At 49.4% G+C, this 20,024-nt stretch carries 13 protein-coding genes; 6 read left to right on the top strand and 7 right to left on the bottom strand.

Annotated features, from left to right (window positions below; genetic code table 11):
• Positions 1 to 24: 24 nt before the first annotated feature.
• The 5 genes from VLX91_08215 to VLX91_08235 form a co-directional block, all read right to left on the bottom strand.
• Positions 25 to 216 carry a hypothetical protein gene (locus VLX91_08215; GenBank protein ID HUI30188.1) on the bottom strand — a complete coding sequence of 64 codons (192 nt, stop codon included), beginning with the start codon at positions 214 to 216 and terminating at the stop codon, positions 25 to 27.
• 258 nt (positions 217 to 474) lie between these two features.
• Complete coding sequence (locus tag VLX91_08220; protein HUI30189.1) at positions 475 to 1,770, bottom strand: hypothetical protein; 1,296 nt, start codon at positions 1,768 to 1,770, stop codon at positions 475 to 477.
• Between the two features lie 263 nt (positions 1,771 to 2,033).
• Positions 2,034 to 3,473 carry a replicative DNA helicase gene (dnaB, locus tag VLX91_08225; protein ID HUI30190.1) on the bottom strand — a complete coding sequence of 480 codons (1,440 nt, stop codon included), beginning with the start codon at positions 3,471 to 3,473 and terminating at the stop codon, positions 2,034 to 2,036.
• Between the two features lie 172 nt (positions 3,474 to 3,645).
• Positions 3,646 to 3,942, bottom strand: coding sequence for a GIY-YIG nuclease family protein (locus tag VLX91_08230; protein ID HUI30191.1), 297 nt, complete (start codon positions 3,940 to 3,942; stop codon positions 3,646 to 3,648).
• Between the two features lie 127 nt (positions 3,943 to 4,069).
• Positions 4,070 to 5,002: a uracil-DNA glycosylase gene (locus VLX91_08235; GenBank protein ID HUI30192.1), complete on the bottom strand. Its 933-nt coding sequence runs from the start codon at positions 5,000 to 5,002 to the stop codon at positions 4,070 to 4,072.
• 308 nt (positions 5,003 to 5,310) lie between these two features.
• Between VLX91_08235 and VLX91_08240 the strand changes: the two genes are divergently transcribed.
• The 4 genes from VLX91_08240 (at position 5,311) to pbpC (ending at position 15,821) form a co-directional block, all read left to right on the top strand.
• Positions 5,311 to 11,037, top strand: a complete 5,727-nt coding sequence (locus VLX91_08240) for an Ig-like domain-containing protein (protein HUI30193.1) — start codon at positions 5,311 to 5,313, stop codon at positions 11,035 to 11,037.
• 93 nt (positions 11,038 to 11,130) lie between these two features.
• A complete protein-coding gene (locus tag VLX91_08245; protein HUI30194.1) occupies positions 11,131 to 12,699 on the top strand; it encodes a thioredoxin-like domain-containing protein in 1,569 nt (522 codons plus the stop codon).
• An 88-nt stretch (positions 12,700 to 12,787) separates the two neighbouring features.
• Positions 12,788 to 13,384, top strand: coding sequence for a hypothetical protein (locus VLX91_08250; GenBank protein ID HUI30195.1), 597 nt, complete (start codon positions 12,788 to 12,790; stop codon positions 13,382 to 13,384).
• Positions 13,377 to 15,821, top strand: a complete 2,445-nt coding sequence (gene pbpC, locus VLX91_08255; GenBank protein HUI30196.1) for a penicillin-binding protein 1C — start codon at positions 13,377 to 13,379, stop codon at positions 15,819 to 15,821. The genes VLX91_08250 and pbpC overlap by 8 nt, the downstream gene beginning before the upstream one ends.
• A gap of 34 nt (positions 15,822 to 15,855) precedes the next feature.
• Here the strand turns inward: pbpC and VLX91_08260 are convergent, their stop codons facing one another.
• Both VLX91_08260 and hemN read right to left on the bottom strand, forming a co-directional pair.
• Positions 15,856 to 16,953, bottom strand: a complete 1,098-nt coding sequence (locus tag VLX91_08260; protein HUI30197.1) for a PAS domain S-box protein — start codon at positions 16,951 to 16,953, stop codon at positions 15,856 to 15,858.
• A gap of 72 nt (positions 16,954 to 17,025) precedes the next feature.
• Positions 17,026 to 18,414, bottom strand: coding sequence for an oxygen-independent coproporphyrinogen III oxidase (gene hemN / locus VLX91_08265; GenBank protein ID HUI30198.1), 1,389 nt, complete (start codon positions 18,412 to 18,414; stop codon positions 17,026 to 17,028).
• 156 nt (positions 18,415 to 18,570) lie between these two features.
• Here hemN and VLX91_08270 point away from each other — a divergent pair, with 156 nt between their 5' ends.
• Positions 18,571 to 18,855: a hypothetical protein gene (locus tag VLX91_08270; protein ID HUI30199.1), complete on the top strand. Its 285-nt coding sequence runs from the start codon at positions 18,571 to 18,573 to the stop codon at positions 18,853 to 18,855.
• Positions 18,839 to 19,909 (top strand): peptide chain release factor 1, encoded by a 1,071-nt coding sequence (gene prfA / locus VLX91_08275; GenBank protein HUI30200.1) that lies wholly within the window; start codon positions 18,839 to 18,841, stop codon positions 19,907 to 19,909. The genes VLX91_08270 and prfA overlap by 17 nt, the downstream gene beginning before the upstream one ends.
• Positions 19,910 to 20,024 lie beyond the last annotated feature (115 nt).

The raw sequence follows: 20,024 nt of genomic DNA on the forward strand, positions 1-20,024 counted from the left end.
TGTTTCTAACCGTTTAAAACCTTCCTAATCCGGAAGCATTTCCGCCGGGTCGGCAATCATTTTCTTCGATCCCATAAGTGCTTCCGGCGACTCCACAACCATTTTCTTTGACTCCGGGATCGCTTCCGCCAGGTCCGTAACCATTTTCTTTAATTCCGGGATCGCTTCCGCCAGGTCCATAACCATTTTCTTTAATTCCCTGACCTCTTCCGGCATGTCCCTGACTATTTTCCGTGGTTAGGCAGACGCTTCCGGCGGATCGGTAACCGTTTTCCGCATACCGACAACCATTTTCCCGGACTCCATAACTCCTTTCGGAAGGTCCGCAGTCAATTTCCAAAGGTCTGCAACTCCTTCCGTCGATCCCGAAATCGCTTTCCGGCAGCTTGAATATGCTTATTCTATTGCCCCCACGCTCTGCGTGGGAAAATTATCTATATCCATTCTTCCCAGGCTGTCGCCTGGGTAATCAGATCAGCCCGTCTCTTCTTCGAACCGTTGACTGAACTTATCCAGCAGGTCGGGCATCATGAAGTCGTGTTTCGAATCGAGCCCGAAGTATTTCCTCATCTTTTCCATCGCAGAAGGCATGCCTTCTTTCATATTGAAACCTGCAGCAGCATCGTGCAGTTGAATAAGACACTCACAGCCGGCTTCAAGAAACAATCGTTCCACTTCCTTATCGCTCCTGAGATCGGTGGCCATGAAAGTGCTCAGTTTGTCTATCGCCAGAAATTCCCTGTCGAGTCTGCCCAATCCGCAAATCTCCTGCAACCTTCTTCCTTCAGGTGTTCCGCCGTTGGTGACAAAAAGGAATGTTCTTATAACAAGGGCATTATCTTTGATTTCTGATACAAGGTATCCGGCTTTGATCTCGCCGATTTTGTATTCGATCAAAACCGTTCCATTCTTTTCATGATGAATCGAAGGCTCGACAAACGAACCGCAAAGATGGGCGTCGATGAGGCCTGTCGGAATGCAATCGAGACGTTCTCTCAGCCTTTCCAACGCATGCATCTGAATATACACGTTGATGCGTTCATCTTCTCCATTATCCGGAAAGCCAAGTTGAGCGGGCCTGACAAACATTGCGACTGCCCCTTGGTATGCTTCCGAGGCCCAACTCACCCTTATCGCAGGACGCGAAGTCTCGTCGAAGACCACATGTATCTTTTCAGGGACATGCTTATGCACCAGGACAAGGCTCTCGATTCCTCTGGTGCCATAGGGCCTGAAATTTACTTTCCTTTCCAGCCAATAGAGATGTGAACTTAGGTCATTGCAGGCAAGCTCAGCCGCATCGAAGGCTTCAAGAATCTTTCTAAATGCCTCATTGCTACCCTCTTCGAACAAGGCGTAAGGCTCCATCGCCTTCTTGACTTCCGCAGCTTTAGGGTAGGCAGAATCTTTAAGCTCGACCAGGTAGAAACGAAGGGTATCCCCGCACGATATGAACTCAGGCAACGAGGTTTCTATTCCGGCTTTGACAAGAGGCACTCTCTCTTTCTTAAGAAGCTCGGTGAGCAAATGTCTCATTCTTCTCAGGATATCGTCGGGAATTTCTTCGTTCGGCGCCTCAACGACTTTCATTGGGAGAACCCGCAATTTATACATCCGTTCGAGGGACTTCCTGGGAATCAATTCGTAGACCCCCGGGCCTCCGACAGCCGAACAAATTGACTCGATCTTTCGAAAGAAATTTTGTTTTTGCTCGGCGGGATCATATTTCACATGATGACCGCTGCGCTGTTTCTTCTTTCCCTTAGACAATCGGACGCCTCACGAAATTGTTGACCGATTTGTTTATTCTTTCCAGGCTCATGCTTGGGAAAGCCATCGCTGAGAATTACCTGGGCGTATTCTAAAATCAGCCGTTCCCTAACATGGACACCATGGCACGACGTGTCTATAGATTATAAAGTTTTCCCGTTTGAATTGCAAGTGGCAGGGATGGGAAAGTTCGATTTGGATGGTCACGAAACTACCCGGTTGTTACTCGACCGGCAGTCTAACTGTCGCCAGGCCGAATTATTTTAGAACGGGACTTTCTCATCTGTTTCGATGCTTGGATTTGCCAGCCCCACCTGGTACGGCATATAATTCTCGAAGCGTGCGAACTCTTTTATGAATGTAAGCTTTATCTCGCCCGTCGGCCCGTTTCTCTGCTTGCTGATCATAACTTCTGCGACGCCTTCGGTCGTCTCGCCGTCGGGATATTGCTGCAGCCCGTAAAGCTCCGGCCTGTGTATGAAGATCACGACGTCGGAATCCTGTTCGAGAGCGCCCGACTCTCTCAAGTCGGAAAGTATCGGCCGCTTGTCGCCGCGTTCTTCCACCGAGCGGCGGAGCTGCGAAAGTGCGACTACCGGGATATCGAGCTCCTTGGCAAGCACCTTCAGGTTTCGCGATATCATGGAGATTTCTCTTTCGCGGCTTTCGGCCTTGGCCGGTCCCTGCATCAGCTGCAGGTAATCGACCACGATAAGTCCGATATTATGTTCGGCTTTGAGACGCCGTCCGCGTGCGCGAAGCTCGAGGATCGACAATGCCGGCGTGTCGTCGATGAAAAGCGGTGCGGGCACGAGCTTGTGGATCCGCGTCGAGATCTGCGCCCACTTGTCTTCGGGCAATTGCCCGGTTCGAAGCGCGTGGGCATTTACCTTAGCTTCCGCGGAAAGCAGCCTGATCAATAATTGCTGCTGCGACATTTCAAGGCTGAAGACGGCGGTAGGTACGCCGTAAGTCACGGCCGCATTTCGGGCGATCGACAGTGCAAATGCGGTCTTCCCGACGCTCGGTCGCGCGGCGATGATGATCAAATCCGATTTCTGCAATCCGCCGGTCATGGAGTCGAGGTCTTTATATCCTGTCGCAACTCCGGTGACGCCGCCCTTCGAGCCATGAAGCCGCTCGAGGACTTCCATGGTCTTGTGGATCGCCTGCTGCAGCGGAACCATCGCCTTCTTCAACCGCGCCTCGGAGACTCTGAAGATATCTCTTTCGACTTCATCTATAAGCCCGAACGCATCCTCGCGGTTGTCGAAACATTTCTGTATGTTCTGCGACATCGAGGTTATCAGGCTGCGGAGCATATATTTTTCCGCGACGATCTGCGAGTGGGCTTCGATGTTGGCGGATGAAACGACGGAAGAGACGAGTTCATTCAGGTAGCCGGAGCCGCCGATGTTCTCCAGGTCGCCGACGCGCCTAAGTTCTTCCCGGAGGGTAATGACGTCGATTTCGGTGTTCTTGGAATAGAGTCCGAGCATCGCCGCGAAAATTTTCTGGTTTGCATTCGAATAGAAATAATCCGGTTGCAAAAGCTCGATCGCCGGAGAGATGGCATGTCTGTCCAGCAGCATCGCACCGAGCACGGCTTTTTCCGCTTCGACATCCTGAGGTGGAATCCTTCCCGCTACGAGGCTGTCGGTGTCTATTGCTGCCGGTCTTCTCTGATCAAAATCTGTTGACATAAAAAATTCTCAGTTCTTAATTCTGACTCTTGATTTGGAATTCCATGAGTGCATCACTTGTGCGTAAGGACCAAGCTGTTTCCCGGTATCGGAATTGTCAGAAACAAAACTTCCAACTGTCATTGCGGGCCCCGCTGGTGGCGGGATAAACTCCGCGAAGCAATCTCGTGTTCTACTTATCCACAAGACCATCATGCAAATCTTTCCATTTTGGATTCATGCTTACAATAAGATCGATCTTCTTTTGTCTTGACCCGGCCTTGATTTGTTTCTCACGTGAAATTGCCCCGCGAACATCATTTGTCATCTCATAATATACGAGTTTCGTGACATGGTATCTTGCAGTAAATCCTTTCACAAGTTTTTCTCTGTGCTCATGAACCCGTCTTAGCAAATTATTGGTCATGCCTGTGTATAACACTGTGTTTGTCTTGTTGCTCATGATATATACATAGTACCGCTTATCCATTGACTATGTCTGAGATTGCTTCGTCGTCCATCCATAAAGCACGGACGGACTCCTCGCAATGACACTCAGTTATTATTTCCTGCGTTCTTTCGATTTTTTCGGCAATATTGAAAATCCATAGTCCATATTAGAGTTCGTCGTACATTTTTTTCATCTTCTGCACGTCTTCCCATGCTGGCTTTTTCCAATTAGGATTTCTGAGAAGCGCCGCCGGATGAAATGTAATCAGAACATTGATTCCCTGGTAGATATAAATGTTGTTCCGCAGTTCGGAAAGAGTTGCATTGGTTTTCAGAAGAGTCTGCGCCGCAATTCTCCCGAGACACAATATCAGTTTCGGCTTGATGATCTCAAGCTGTTTTTTTAAAAACGGTTCGCAGGCTTCCACCTCTTCCGGCAGCGGGTCGCGATTATTTGGCGGACGGCACTTGAGGATATTACATATATATACGTCCTCGCGGCGGAGCTGTACTGCGGCGAGAATCTTGTTCAGGAGCTGGCCGGCGCGTCCCACGAACGGCTCGCCCTGCTCGTCTTCGTCGGCGCCCGGTGCTTCGCCGATCAAGACCAGCTTCGCATTCGGACTCCCGACGCCGAAGACGAAATTCTTTCTCGTCGAACCGAGCGAGCATTTCAGGCAGCCCGAAATTCTCGAGTCCAGCACTTGGAGCGAATCGCTCTCGTGCCAGTGCGGATCGATTTTCCAATCGGCTTTCAGGACGGCGCCGTCGAAGAGTCCGGTCTCCTCGCTCACCTTTATTGTTTTCGGCTTTTGTTTCAAACCCGACTCCTGTTCCGTTGCGGCATAACCGGGTTCTGACTTTGTAGATTGTACATCGGCAGCTGACGATTCCCGACTTTCATTTGTTGGTTTGATGGGCTCAACGGTTTTCCCGTCTGTCTGTTCGTTGTCGGCATTCGGTTGCTGAAGGTTGACAAAAATTCCATCGCCAAATAGCTCTGCCTGCTGACTGAAAAAGAGTTCCAGCTTCTCGAAGAGTTCAGCAGGATCGTCCATTATTCTGTTCCACCATACACTTTGAAATTCCGAAGATACCATTCATGTACAGTAAAGTTCCATTTCCATTCTGTTTCACAATTTACAATGCAATTTATTTCTCCCTTCTCTCAAAAACAAACCGCTTGAGACAACGTAGATTGCCTCGAACTCGAATTAATGGTCACACGAAATAAACTGATCGTTTGGGTTGCGGAAATTCAATCGCCTCGATCTTCGGTTGTTTCTTTCCCGTCCAACATTTACCTTTTTCCAGTTTCACCCTTGAAATAAATCGGCATGTCACAGCCGGGCTCAGTTGAAATCTTTCATTGGTATTCACTAATTGTAGATTCTTGAAAGGGACAGCCATGAAATCGTGCTTTGCGCTTCTTTTGGTACTTACCCTCACTCAATTGCCGCAGATGGTACACGCTTCCTATCCGGTGCAGAATCAAGCTGCGGATTCGCTGCAAATTATTTCCGCCACACCGAAAGGTCAGACGGAAACAAGGGACCAATCGCGCATGATTGTAGTCATCTTCAATAAGCCGATGGTTCCGCTGCAGGAGCTGCCGCAGTTTGAAGAAAAGGGTCCACTCACTTTCGAGCCGCAGCTTTCAGGAAAGTATAGGTGGCTCGGCACTAGCACGCTGACGTTTGTTCCGAGCGACACTCTTCCATTCGCCACAGAGTACAGGGTAAAAGTTCCGGCAGGAGTGAAGGCGCTCGATGGATCGATACTCAAATCGGGTTATGAATGGACATTCCAGACGCCGCGGCCGGTGCTCGTTCGGACTATTCCGGAAGAGCCGCGCGGTGAATATACAAGCCCATGGAAGTGGGTCGAGCTTAATCAGCTGATATATCTTCAATTCAACCAGCCGATCGATCCAAGCCGCGCGACTCGGTTTGTTTCCCTCAAAGAAAATTCTCAGCCGATAAATTTTAGTCTCCGGTACCCCAAGCCGGAAGAAATGACGAAGAATCAGTGGGACTTCAGTCCGGAGTATGTACTGGTTATCGAACCGACGAGTCCTTTTCACAAGAGTGCGACCATCAATGTGGATTTGAAGGCAGGATTGCCGAGCAGCATCGGTCCGCTTGGAATGGTCAACGATGCGTCGTTTTATTTTACGACGTACAACGAATTCAACTTCAACGGCATGGATAATACGGACCATCATCGGCCCGATGAACACATTCGACTGATTTTCTCTAATCCCGTGTGGTTAAGAGACCTCGCCAAGCACATCGATTTCCAGCCGCACGTCGAGATTCCACCGGAATATGCACAAAACGAATATCACAAGAGCGACGGACTGTATTTGAGTCTTCCACTTCTGCCGGATACGCAATACGTCGTCAAAATTGACAAATCGTTGAAAGATATTTTCGGCAATGAGCTCGGGAAGGATGTGACCTTTACTTTCACGACCGGCGACTTTTCTCCTTATGTTTCGATGGTGACGGGGCAGGGTCTGCTCGAAGCTTACGGACCGAAGACATGCCAGCTTGTCGCCCGCAACATGGACAGCGTACAGCTTCGAATGGCGTCGATAACTGAGAACGATGTGATTCCTCTCCTTTCTCACGACGATCTTTTCAACGACAATGTCGATCCGTCTTATGTCCAGTCCAACATAGACAAAATCTGGCAGCTGCATCTGAGGCGGAACAAGCTCACGAGGCTTCCCGTGCATTTAGATGAAGCAATGAACAATCAGAAGACCGGGTTTGTCTTCGCGGCAATAAACACGCTGAATCCGAGAAAAGATTCTCGCGAATATTACAAAGCCTTCTTCCAGGTCACAGAGCTATGCATCACCGCAAAATTTTCTGCGGATAACAATCTTGTCTGGGTGACGCATTCGAAGGATGCCACACCGGTCGACGGCGCGGAAGTACAGGTTCGCGGCGACGATAATAAAATACTCTGGACCGGGAAAACAGATTCGCAGGGCCTGGTTGAGACACCGGGATGGGGAGAGCTTAACATCCCTCAAAAACAGTGGGGCGGCCAGCCGCAAGTTTGGATATTCGCAAGACATGGCGACGATGTGGCGTTCACGCGAACCGAAGAAGGGACAGGCATCGAGCCGTATCGTTTCAATATCGACTACAACTGGCGTCCGCAGTACCAGCCGTGGAGCGGATCGATCTTTACGGACAGAGGTCTTTACCGCGCGGGTGAAAGTGTTTTCATAAAAGGAATTGTGAGAAGGCGCGTGAAGGACGATTGGCAAATTCCGAAATACAAACGCGTGCTGGCTCGAGTGATGGATTCGCAAAACGAAGTCGTTTTACAGGACACGGTTTTACTGTCCCCCTACGGCGCCTTCACCGATTCGTTGAATCTGAAGCCGACCGCACATCTTGGCGATTACCGGATTGAAGCGTTGGTTCCTTCCACCGCGAGAGAAGAGGACGAAAACGAGTATGAAGAAGGAGGGCAATCTCCGAAAGTTGAAGGATACGCGGTCTTCGCTTCGGGTGAGTTCAGCGTCGAAGCATTTCGGCCGGCGGAATTTGAAGTGACGAATCGTTTCTTGCAGGACAGCTACATCGTCGGAGACACGTGTCACGGAACGATCAATGCGCGGTATCTTTTCGGAGCCCCGATGAGAAATGAGAAAGTAGAATGGCGTTTGAGGTCGATGCCGAGTTATTTCCAGCCTCCCGATCATGAGGAATATTCGTTCGGATCCGATTCGTGGCTCTGGAGTGAAGAAAATTATTCCAATGAGAGCCAGCTTCTCGCATCCAACGATACGACTCTCGACAACGAAGGATCCTTGTCGGTTTCTGTGCCATTACCCGTCGGAACACTCGTTGGCACAAAGTCACTGATGCTGGAGGCAGATGTCACATCACCGAGCAGGCGCGTGGTTTCCGGTCGCACCGGGGCCGTTGTGCACGGCGGCGAGTATTACATCGGTATCAAACGTTCATCGACTTTCTTGACCACACAGGACACACTTCGGTATTCTTTGATAACTGTTCATCCCAATGGAAAAATCTTTGCCGGTCAGAATCTCGATGTGAAGCTCATAAAACGCGAGTGGATTTCGGTGCGGAAAGCCGGAGCCGACGAACGATGGTACTGGGAAACGGAAAAAACAGATTCGACGATCGTCGAAAACAAGATTACTACGGCCGATTCTGCGGGCGAAAATTTGTTTCTTCCGAAGGCTGCGGGATTATACTTCATAACCGCCGATGGCCATGACACGCGCGGGAACGAAATCCAGGCAAGCGCATATTTCTATGTTGCGGGATCGGGCTATGTCGCGTGGGAACGATCGGACGACGATCGGATTGAAATTGTTTCCGATGCGAAAAGTTACAAACCGGAGAGCGTTGCCCGGCTGATCGTCAAATCTCCTTATGAAAAAGCGATTGCCTTAATCTCGATGGAGAGAGATGGCATCATTAGAGAATGGACGACCGAATTGGTCGGAAGCGCTCCTGAAGTTGACATCCCTTTGGGAAAAGATTGTCTTCCGAACGTTTTTGTCTCCGTCGTTCTTCTTCAGGGCCGCCTCTCGAACATCCAGCCGACCGAAAGCGATGATATCGGGAAGCCTTCGTTCAAAATCGGCTATATAAATCTCCCCGTCGATCCGGGCACAAACCACCTTTCAGTGAATGTCGCCTCCAACCGTCCTACATACCATCCGGGCGATTCGGTCACTGCGACGGTCGTAGTAAAGAACGCTTCAGGTGCCGGCGAAAAGTCCGACGTGACAATAAGTGTCGCAGACGTCGGCGTGTTGAACCTGATCGGGTATGAGTTGCCCGATCCTTTCGAGCTGTTTTTTGGTCCGCGGCCATTAGGAGTGAGCACTTCCGAGATGATTTCGCATTTGGTCGAGCAGCGATCTTACGGCGAGAAAGGAGAAGATGTCGGCGGAGGCGGAGCTGCCTTCGCATCGGTCGAAATGCGGGGCGATTTTCGTCTCACTGCCTATTGGAACCCTTCTATTGAGACAGATGACAGCGGCAGGGTAACGGTTCGATTCAAACTTCCGGACAACCTCACGCAATTCAAAATCATGGCAGTGGCGCAGACGAAAGAGTCCGAGTTCGGAAGAGGGAGCAGCACGTTCCGTGTGAATAAAGATTTTCTCCTGCAGGCGGCGCTTCCGCGATTCGCACGATTCGGTGATTCCTTTGAAGCAGGAGTGGTGGCGACAAATTACACCGAAACGCCGGGTCATGTTTCGCTGAGAGCGACTGCCACGGGTGAGGTGAAGCGGGGAGGAAAAGAAGTTGTCGATTTCGACCTCAAGCCCGGCGAAAGCAAGGAGATCAGATTTAGCTATACTGCGATCGGCATCGGATCGGCGCAATTCAATTTCCAGGGCGTGATGAAGAAGATAGACAGCACCATGGCATCCGGTGGTCCGGATTCGTTGTCGATGACCGACGGAATCACCCTGAAACTTCCCGTCGAGGTTCCGCGCATGAAAGAATCCGTGGCTCTATACGAGAGCACCACCGATTCCGCAAACCAGGCTTTGATTGTCCCAAGAGACATTTATGCGAATCTGGGTGAGCTCGAACTCACAACCGCTTCGACTGCGCTCGGAGGCTTGGAAGGAAGTGTCGATTATCTGTTCCAATACCCTTACGGTTGTCTCGAGCAGCAGATGTCCCGGATATTGCCGATAATTCTCGGCAAGGATATGGTGGACGCATTTCATCTGCCGATCCTTAAAGGGAGAGATGCCCACGCTGTTGCACAAAAAGGACTCGACGAGATCGGAGAATATCAAACCGGGAACGGAGGACTTTCAATCTGGAAAGGAGACCGATGGGATTATCCTTGTGTAACTGCATATACCCTATACGTTATGGCGGAGGCGAAGGCGCATGGCTACCGGATAGATCAGGAGGTAGCGAACAAAGTAATTGAGTACTGCAAGAATTTTCTGCACGCGACCTTCAATCAGAGTTCGCCATACGACATCCACGCCTGGTATGGGGTGAAATCGATGATGCTGTATGCTCTTGCATTGCACGCTCAAGCAGAACCTGCATATATGCAGCAGTTGTTCCTGCTTCGCGACGAACTTCCCATATTTGCCCGGGCACTCTTGTTGAAAGCCATTCATGCTTCAACAAAGAACGACCCGATGGAATCCGAGCTCGTCAGAAATTTGATGAATCAGATGAAGATAACCTCGACGACCGCTCACTTCGAAGAACCTGACTGGGAAGGTCTCGAGTGGATCTACAGCACGAATACGAGAACGACTGCGATCATACTTCAAGCATTGCTGGAAGTCGGATCGCGCGATCCGGTCCTGAGTAAAGTGGTACGCTGGATCATGCAGGAGCAGCGGGTCGGAAGATGGAGGTCGACGCAGGAAAATGTTTACGTGGTGGATGCATTGTCGACATACTTCCGAGCGTTTGAATCGGAGACGCCATATTTCAAAGCGACAATCTCTGTTGCCGGGAAACAAATTCTGCAGCAAATGTTTGAAGGCCGCAATCTTAACACGAACACTTCTACGCACAGCCTTGCTTCATTCAAGCCAGGCGAACAGCTTCCTGTGAGTGTCAAGAAACTTGGGGCCGGTATTCTTTACTACGGAGTCCGGATGAACTATTACCCGGTAAAAGATTCTATTCCGCGCGATGAAGGGATAGCTCTGCTCAAAACAATAACTCCATTGAGAGGCTCTATAAAAGGAGACGGCGGATATGATGCAGGGTCTTCGTTCAAGGTGACGCTGACTGTTGTTACTCCTCAAGAGAGAAACTTCGTGGTCGTCGACGATCCGCTCCCGGCCGGATTCGAAGCAGTTAATTTGAATTTTGAGACCGAGAGTTCAGAACTTGGCAGGCAGCTTGGAGAAGAGCAGAGCAGCGAGGACGAATACTGGTGGGGAGGATTCAACCACGTTGAGCAGAAAGACGACAGGGTTCTCCTCTTTGCCGATGCGCTTTTTGCCGGCGTTCACACTTATTCTTATATCGTCCGGGCGACCACCTATGGCACTTTTTCTATGCCTGCGACTTATGCCGAACAGATGTACGCGCCCGATGTGTTCGGACGGACAACATCGAAAACAATTGTGGTGAAATAACTGGAGATAATAGTTGCACGTAGTGATCAAAAACTTTTTGTGAGATGAATCTCTATAACATATCTCATAGAAGCTCTAAATAAGGAAATAGCTATGTTCAAGGTGATGGCTTTCTTGGTTGCTTCGCTTGTCACATTCAGCGGTCTCATCGCGCAAATTACCGGAACACTTCTTGGACACGATGGGAAGTCGATGGCAGCTGCGAATATCGTCCTCACAAAACTTGGGAGCCGCAATCCCGACACAGCGGTGATCGCGGACAAGGACGGGAAATACTGCATCAAGGCAAGTTCACCTGGTATCTGGATGCTCACCTTCGCGGGTGTGAGTCACAACAGCCATCAGGTGGCGATTTATTTGGACAAGCCGGCCGAGATTCATCTCGATGTGCGACTTCAAACCTATGAATATGTCGATAGTCTCGATAAGGTAGGCGTCGAAGGTGATTTCAATAACTACAACATCCCCAATCCCACACCGATGCACCGGCAGCCGGATGGAACGTACACTGCCGAAATTGAAACGAAAGCGGATTCAATCATATACGAACTAGTCGGCATCACGAAGAACGGTCATACAATAAACGGAACACAAAGCGAAAGAACTGCTTACGATTGGCAGGGTGATTACTGGTCAGTCTTGACTCCATCAAACGGGAAGGTCAAGATCGTATTCGATCCGGCAAAACTTGTGAGATCGAATGAGCCGGTCAAGGTCGCATTTGCAGATACGCAATCGTTGGCAGCCCGGTTTGCCACCATCTACGGAGAGATGCAAGATGAACAGTCCGAGTTCTACAATGCGTTCAATAACTTTAGGAAGACTGGAAAAGACTTAGGGGAATTCAAATATGACTGGTCGAAATCGATCTCTGTCATCCGGGATCGTCTCGATAGTGAAACGAATGAGCTGCTGCGTCAAGAATTACTTTTGCGCTATCTCAATTTATCGGGGGTGGGTGTCGAAGTTGATACAAATTTGATCATGATCGTTCTCAAGGTCGACTCCGCATCTTCTCCTATCTGGCAGCTCGATCCGGGTCTTTACAGGTACAAAGATCCATACGGCTTCGCAAAATCAATGGCGCTTTTCAACGAATTTATGTTTGCGAGGCTGGTGATCTACGATAGCGCGAAAGCATTGAAATACTACAACTTACTTATCAACCAATACGGGGATATGCCTTACGGCAAAATGGCTGAAAGGTTTTCTCCGATCAGCAGGATCCGAGTACGTGCCCATGTGCCTGCTTTTTCCATCGCTTCACTTGAAGATTCCACAAAAATGTTCACGAACGAATCTTTCAGGGGGAAGTATTATATGATAGACTTCTGGGCGACATGGTGCGGGCCGTGTGTAGGCGAGATGGAAGCTCTTCACAAAGCATACGCGAAATTCAAAGACAAGAACTTCGTGATATTGAGTGTTTCTTTCGACGCGTCTCCTCAGGACGTGCTGAAGTTTCGCCAGGACAAATGGCAGATGCCATGGCTTCACGCATTCGCAGACCAGGGCTTCGACAGCAAAATGGCGAAGGATTTTGAAACCATCGGAATCCCGCACCCTATTCTTGTTGACACAGCCGGTACGATAGTGGCGACGGAAGAAGATTTGCGCGGCGAGAGTCTTGAGAAGACGCTTGAGAAATATTTAGGAAAATAGGAGGAACGGAGCTGCTTCGCGGAGGTGTAAAAGCTATGGTATCATGACCTCCACGAGGAAAATCAAATGTATCAACGCGGAGATGCCTATGAAAACAATTAAAGAAGGGCAGTTCGTTGACATGTTGAAAGGGTCTGGGATTGAAATTGATCTCCGATATCCTCAGTCGTCAGACTTGTCTTACGGCACTTACGACTATTCTCGTTTTTGGCTAGTTCCTCAGGAAGCTCGCAGAATCCCATACTTTGTAAAAACTATTATCGAATCAATCGATGAGTGGCAATTTGTCCACATATGGAAACATAGGGGGAGTTGGACAACGAAGATAAAAGGTGAACGGATAAATGATGATCTCCAGTCGATAATCTTTGCCGGGATAGGAATTCCGGATGCTACAGCAGATATAATTCTTCTAGATCGGAATGAATCTACCAGACTTATTGCGTTAATGTTTAATCAATTGGTATTTGGATGGGGCGTACAGGATGATATTTACATTATTCCGGATCATAGAAATGCTATAGTCAAAACAAGCCATCATAACGTGATTCACACGGAATTTCCGACTGAGACTCTATTGAACAAATTCATAGACTCAATGACCAAAGAAGGCTTCGATCTGCCGCGTGATATTCCCGATGCGACATTCAAAAGACCGAAATGGATGAAATCTAAAAATGGCTGACAGGATTTCCCGAAATCACGCGTGGCAATTGACAGTAGGGGCACTTCTGGCTGCTCTTATTATCTCCATTTTCATTCCCATCCCTGCTGACCGGCTGTCTCCATTGCCGGTGGTGTCTCTCAGGATTACAGATCGAAATGGAGTTACGCTGCGCGAGGTTCTGTCCGATCAGGAAGGTCGTGCATATTGGCTGCGCTGGAATGAGATTCCGCCGAATCTGGTGAAGGCAACAGTCGCGGTCGAGGATTCACGCTTCTACGTGCATCCCGGCATCGACCCGATTTCAATTCTAAGGGCGACCTACCAGGATTTAAGATCCCTGCGATTTGTCTCCGGCGGCTCAACAATAACGCAGCAAGTGGTCAGGAATATATATCACATTCCTCATTCCATTTTCGGGAAGATCATAGAGGCATGGTACGCACTCCGCCTCGAGAGGACGTTGTCGAAACAGGAGATACTGCTCCAGTATTTCAACCGCGTCCCTTACGGCAACGGGACATTCGGTGCAGAAGCTGCGTCGCGTTTGTACTTCGACAAGCCGGCCAGTCATCTTTCTCTTGCCGAAGCGGCTTTCATGGCTTCGCTTCCGAATTCTCCGTCGGTCAGCAACCCATATCGCTCGATGCGCCGCGCACTTGAAAGGAAGCAATTCATTCTCAAGAGAATGTATGTGGAAAAAGTAATCGACGAGAATGAGTATGATGAAGCCGCTGCCGAGCCGATAAACGTCGTCGAGCCACAACGACACTTCCGCGCACCTCATTTCACCGAGATGGTCTTGAAAGCAATCCCCGAAGAAAAACGGCCGACCGTTTCTGTGGTGCGGACGACGCTCGATTACGATGTTCAAAATGCCGTGGAGGCATTCTTGAGAGGCCATATCGCGTCGCTTCGCCGCAAGCATGTAACAAACGGATCAGTTATTGTGCTTGATAATTCTTCGGGAGACGTGATTGCTCTCGCCGGTTCGGTTGACTTTTTCGATTCGACGCACGACGGTCAGGTGAACGGCGCGCTTTCACTCAGGCAGCCAGGCTCAACGCTCAAGCCATTTACGTACGGCATTGCACTAGAAAGCGGACTGACTCCATCAGATATTCTTCCCGACTTGCCATATTCGGTCGGTGGAGAAGATGTGGCGGGAGCACGATTCAGTCCCGAAAACTATGATAAAAAATTTCACGGCCCGGTTCGGGTGAGAACGGCTCTGGCGTGTTCGTACAACGTGCCTGCCATCCGGGTTGTGGAAAGAGTGGGAGTCGATGCACTTCTAAATCGGCTGCACGACGCGGGTTTCGCTTCGCTCGACAGGCCCGCTTCTTACTACGGGTTTGCACTTACGCTCGGAGATGGGGAAGTGACATTGCTGGAGCTCGCACGAGCCTACTCTGCGCTTGCAAGGGGTGGGATTTTTCGGAATGAGAGGATAATTATTGACGAGCGAGATCTGTCCGGCGATACGACGCGTTTCGCAAAATCCGACAGTGATGTCCAGGTTTTTTCTCCTCAGGTCTCTTACATACTCACGAATATGCTCAGCGACAACGATGCGCGGATCCCGGCTTTCGGGGTTGATTCGCCGATAAATTTCCCGTTTGAATGCGCCGCGAAGACCGGAACATCTAAAGACTACAAGGATAACTGGACTATCGGATTTACTCCACGGTGGACAGTTGGTGTCTGGGTTGGGAATTTCGACGGCAAGCCGATGAGGAAGGCCTCGGGAATAACTGGTGCCGGTCCGCTGTTCCATGATATCATGCTTTACCTTGAACAGCGCGGAACAGGCGGAGATTTTCGACGTCCCCCCGGCCTTGTTGAGATGAACGTGTGTCCGGCTTCCGGACTCTTACCGAACAAAAACTGTCCAGGCACGATGAGAGAAATTTTTATCGAGGGTACCGAGCCGATGGACAGCTGCGATGTGCACAGGCTTTACAAGATTGACCGGCGCACGGGCACACTTGCGGATGCATCCACGCCAAAGCAATTCACCGGAATGAAGCTTTTCGAAGTTTTTCCGCCGGTTTTCGACGAATGGGCATCGGAAGAAAAAATTCCGAGACCGATCCACAAAGCGGATATGCGACATATCGTGATGAACGACCGAGGCATCGTTGATCCCGGTGAAAGCGAGCACGCTTCAAAATCGGCCGACCCGGATTTCGCGATTACACTTCCCGAAGACGGCGCGATCTACAAGATTGATCCGGTCCTTCGCCGCGAATTCCAGACAATCAAGGTTACTATCGCTGCCGGCGTGCCGTACCATGATGTCGAGCTTGTTGTGGACGGAAAAGTTCTAGACCGGCATCTAGGTTCCAGTTCATACAATTGGAGTTTAGAGGAGGGTGAGCATTCGTTTCAACTCATCGGCGAAAAGGACGGAAAAATTGTCAAGAGTAAGGTGGTACACGTAAGGGTATTCTCGTAGGCACGCGTGAGCTCCGCACGCTCCGAAAAGAGGCCTATCTTTGTTTGAACGCGTCGAATCGGATTGTCACAACGGTTCCTTTTCCCCGATGGCTGTCTATTGTGATTGCACCGCTGTGTTCCTGTACTATTCTTTGAGTAACGGCAAGCCCCAGTCCTGTTCCTTTGCCGGGTTCTTTTGTTGTGAAAAAAGGCGTGAACAGTTTCCCGAGATTTTCAGGCGTTATTCCTTCGCCCGTGTCCTCTATGGCGATGGCCACCTTTTTTGCGCTTCCTTCCTCTGTCGAAGTTTTTATCAGAAGCATTCCGCCCTTGTTCATCGCCTGGTAAGCATTGATGATGATGTTCAGGAAAACCTGATACAGGAGTGCTGGGTCTCCATAGACTTTCGGCAAATCATTTTCGAAAGCTGTTTTTATCTCGATTCCGTTTTTTGAAAATTGGAGCCGTACAAATTCGAGAACATTAGCGATGACGGAATTGAGATTGACGGGCTGAAGCGAAAGGATTTTAGGGCGTGCGAACTCCAGGAGTTGTCTGATCAGCACCGATATTCGCTTTGTCTGCTCAATGATGGTGGTCAATCCTTGATAACTGTCGTCGGATTCTTTCATGTCCATCTGGATGAACTCGGCATTTCCCGAAATTATGTTGAGCGGAGTTCCGATCTCGTGGGCTATTCCGGCAGCGAGCTGTCCGATTGTGGCAAGCTTCTCGGTTTGGATTATCTGCTGCTCGAGATTTTTTCTGTCGCTCATGTCGGATTCTATTCCCATATAGCCGATTTTTTCGTCGTTGAGAAAAATCGGAGTTATGCTGAGCCATACCGGGATCTCGGCGCCGTCCTTCCTGCGGTTTATTATTTCCCCCTTCCACTGGCTGAATTTCGAGAGTGAATCCCACATTTGCTTGTAGAACTCACGCGTGGAATGTTTGGACTGAATTAAGGCAGTGGATTTGCCGACGGTCTCTTCGCGCGAGTATCCGTAAATTTTTGTGAATGCATCGTTGACCTCAATGATGGTCCCATCGACGTTCGTGATGATGATCGCATCGGTGGAATGTTCGAACGCACTGTGGAACAGCTCGAGCCGCTCTTTGAGAGAATCCTCGATAGAATTTTCTTGCCTCACCCAGTAAGGCTCCTCCTCCTTTGGTTCACACTATTCTGCCAGAGGTGCGACACTTCGCGCCCCTTTCATATACTAAACTGTTCTCGAAAAAATCGGTTTCTCTTTAATCATTTTTGCGAGATATGAATCGAATGCCATCGCGATATTTCTTATGACCAGCCTTCCCATCCCTTTAACGATTATCCGGTCGCCTGTCAACTCAAGCAAACCGTCGCGCAAGAATTCTTCCAGCTTGGGGAATGTTCCGGAAAAATAACGATCAAAATTAATCTCGAATTTTTCTTCGACCTCGCGCTTGTGAAGTTCCATATCGCACATGAGCCGCGTGATGACATGCTGCCTGATGACATCGTCATCGGTCATTTCATAACCCAGCACCGTCGGAAACCGATTCCCGTCAATGGCTTTGTAATAATCGTTGAGTGATTTGTAGTTCTGTGCATAAACATGGTTGAATTGGCTGATCGCGGAGTTCCCGAAAGCGTACAGGTCGGCGCCGGCGTGAGTAGAATATCCCTGGAAATTCCGATAAAGCGTCTTCTTCTGCTGTGCGATGGCCAGTTCGTCGTCCGGTTTTGCGAAATGATCCATGCCGATGTAAACGTATCCCGAATTTGTCAGGAGCTCGATCGTCATCTTCAGGATTTCCAGTTTCACCTCCGGCAGCGGCAGGGTGTTCTTGTCTATTAACTTCTGGTGAGGCTTGAGCCATGGTACATGTGCGAAATTGAAGACCGCAATCCTTTCCGGCGATATCTCGATGATCTTTCTCAGGCTTCTTTCAAAAGATTCGAGTGTTTGGTACGGTAGCCCGTAAATCATGTCGAGGTTGATGCTTTTGAACCCGAGCTTCCGGCTCCAATCAACCGCATCTCTTGTGATTTCTTCCGGCTGAATCCTATTTACGGCCTCCTGGACTTTTATTTCAAAGTCCTGAACGCCCATGCTGGTACGGTTGAATCCTGATTCGCGGAGGGCCTGCATATGTTCAAAGGTCAGGCCGCGAGGGTCGATCTCGACGCTTGCTTCGATGTCATCGGAGAAAGTGAAATGTTCTTTGATGGAATTTGCCAGCGAGACAATTTCGTCCGGGTCGAGATAGGATGGTGTGCCGCCGCCCCAGGCAAGCTGCCCGACTCTTCTATTTTTATTGAAATAAGGCGCGGAGAGCTCCATCTCCATTTTCAGGTACTTCAGGTATTCGGCGATTCGTTCACGGCTGTGAGTTATGAGCATATTGCATCCGCAGAAATAGCAGAGCGTGTCGCAGAACGGAATGTGGTAATAAAGAGACATCTCGGCGTTGCTGCCAGCGGAGTTGTTTCCCTTCAAGAAATGAAGAAAATCGTCGGCAGTGAAACTCGAGCTGAATGCCGGTGCGGGAGGATAACTGGTGTACCGAGGGCCGGGTCGATCGTATTTTTTTATTAACTCTAAGTCAATATTGTTTAATGTGCTCATTCAATATCTTTGCAGGCATACATTTATATACTCGTAACAACAAAAAATTAACGTCTGAGTGTTCCAAGGTCAAGGAAATCAAAAACGATTACTGGAAAAACCGCCAAGCGGCTTTGTTTTTGACCTTTGACTTTTGACTTCCGGTCTTTAGTTTATATGAGTCTTGAAGAGAGAAGCTACAACGTGCATTATCATCCCGCGAAAATATTGATCACGAGCAGTTTCATGATGATGATGACGATTTACTTAGTCATCGGGTCTCTTTGGGTGGCGTTCGGTCTGGCCTTTGAGCTCACTCTGGTCGAAGAACATCAGTCTTTTGAGATCGTTATGACTTCAGTTTCGATTTTGTGGTCGGCGGTAAGCCTGATAATTTCGCTGTACTTCATCAATCAGGTCCGTAGAATTATGAAAAGAGTAAGGCATGAAGGAAAAACTTGAGAAGATAAAAGCCCGCTATGAAGAACTCACAAATCTTCTGTCGGACTCTACCGTAATTTCAAATCAGGAAAAATATAGAGAGTTGAGCAAGGAAATCAGCGAACTAACCGCCCTCGTGAAAGCTTACGATGAATTTTTGAATTTGGAGAAAAGTCTCAGAGAGACGCGCGAGCTTTCCGATAACGCAGAAGACAACGAGATGCGCCAGCTTGCCAGGCAGGAGTCATTAGACCTGGAAGAAAAACTCTCCGAGAAAGAGGAGACACTGAAGGATCTTTTGATCCCGAAAGATCCCAATGACAGCAAAGACGTGATTCTGGAGATTCGGTCCGGTACAGGCGGAGAAGAGGCGGCGTTGTTTGCAGCGGACCTTTACCGCATGTACAGCAAGCTCGCTGACAAGCGCGGATGGAAAATGGAGACTATGGATTTCAACGACACCGGCATCGGGGGGTTCAAGGAGATTGTAGTCGGTGTCAGCGGGAAAGACGTTTTCGGCGATTTGAAATATGAGAGCGGCGTGCACAGAGTTCAGAGAGTTCCCGTCACGGAGGCAAGCGGCAGGATCCACACATCGGCGGCAAGCGTGGTGGTCCTAGCTGAAGCGGAAGACGTCGAAGTCGAAGTTAACCCCGATGACTTGCGAATTGATGTTTATCGCGCGGGCGGGCACGGCGGACAAAATGTAAACAAGGTAGAGACGGCGATCAGGATCACGCACATCCCCACCGGAATAGTGGTTCAATGCCAGGATGAGCGGAGCCAGTTCAAGAACAAACAAAAGGCGATGAAGATACTTCGCGCTCGGCTTTACGATACCATGGTACAGCAGCGTGACTCCGAAATCGCTGCGAAACGGAAGACCATGGTGCGGAGCGGCGACAGGAGCGATAAGATTCGCACTTATAATTTCCCGCAAAATAGAGTCACGGATCATCGTATCAACTATACAATCTACGATCTTCACTCTGTGCTTGACGGCAATCTGGACGAGCTGATCGAGCAGCTGAAACTTGCCGAGCATACACAACAGCTTGAGGCATCGCAAAAATAAAAACGACCGGCAAAGGTCACCCGCATCTTTTCGCTCCTCGGGTTTTCCAGCTCCGCAGACCCTCTATTCCTCTAAATTTCCCATGACATTCAAGAGATTTAATCGGGATGAACGT

The organism is Candidatus Acidiferrales bacterium (genome assembly GCA_035515795.1).
In the GTDB taxonomy this organism is placed as follows: Bacteria; Bacteroidota; Ignavibacteria; order Kryptoniales; family JAKASW01; genus JAKASW01.

Bases quoted from the DNA above. Each gene is read 5' to 3' on its own strand.
- VLX91_08240 (HUI30193.1), top strand. From the start codon at position 5,311: ATGAAATCGTGCTTTGCGCTTCTTTTGGTACTTACCCTCACTCAATTG.
- VLX91_08270 (HUI30199.1), top strand. From the start codon at position 18,571: ATGAGTCTTGAAGAGAGAAGCTACAACGTGCATTATCATCCCGCGAAA.
- pbpC (HUI30196.1), top strand. From the start codon at position 13,377: ATGGCTGACAGGATTTCCCGAAATCACGCGTGGCAATTGACAGTAGGG.
- hemN (HUI30198.1), bottom strand. From the start codon at position 18,414: ATGAGCACATTAAACAATATTGACTTAGAGTTAATAAAAAAATACGAT.
- VLX91_08215 (HUI30188.1), bottom strand. From the start codon at position 216: ATGCCGGAAGAGGTCAGGGAATTAAAGAAAATGGTTATGGACCTGGCG.
- prfA (HUI30200.1), top strand. From the start codon at position 18,839: ATGAAGGAAAAACTTGAGAAGATAAAAGCCCGCTATGAAGAACTCACA.
- dnaB (HUI30190.1), bottom strand. From the start codon at position 3,473: ATGTCAACAGATTTTGATCAGAGAAGACCGGCAGCAATAGACACCGAC.
- VLX91_08235 (HUI30192.1), bottom strand. From the start codon at position 5,002: ATGGTATCTTCGGAATTTCAAAGTGTATGGTGGAACAGAATAATGGAC.
- VLX91_08245 (HUI30194.1), top strand. From the start codon at position 11,131: ATGTTCAAGGTGATGGCTTTCTTGGTTGCTTCGCTTGTCACATTCAGC.
- VLX91_08230 (HUI30191.1), bottom strand. From the start codon at position 3,942: ATGGATAAGCGGTACTATGTATATATCATGAGCAACAAGACAAACACA.
- VLX91_08250 (HUI30195.1), top strand. From the start codon at position 12,788: ATGAAAACAATTAAAGAAGGGCAGTTCGTTGACATGTTGAAAGGGTCT.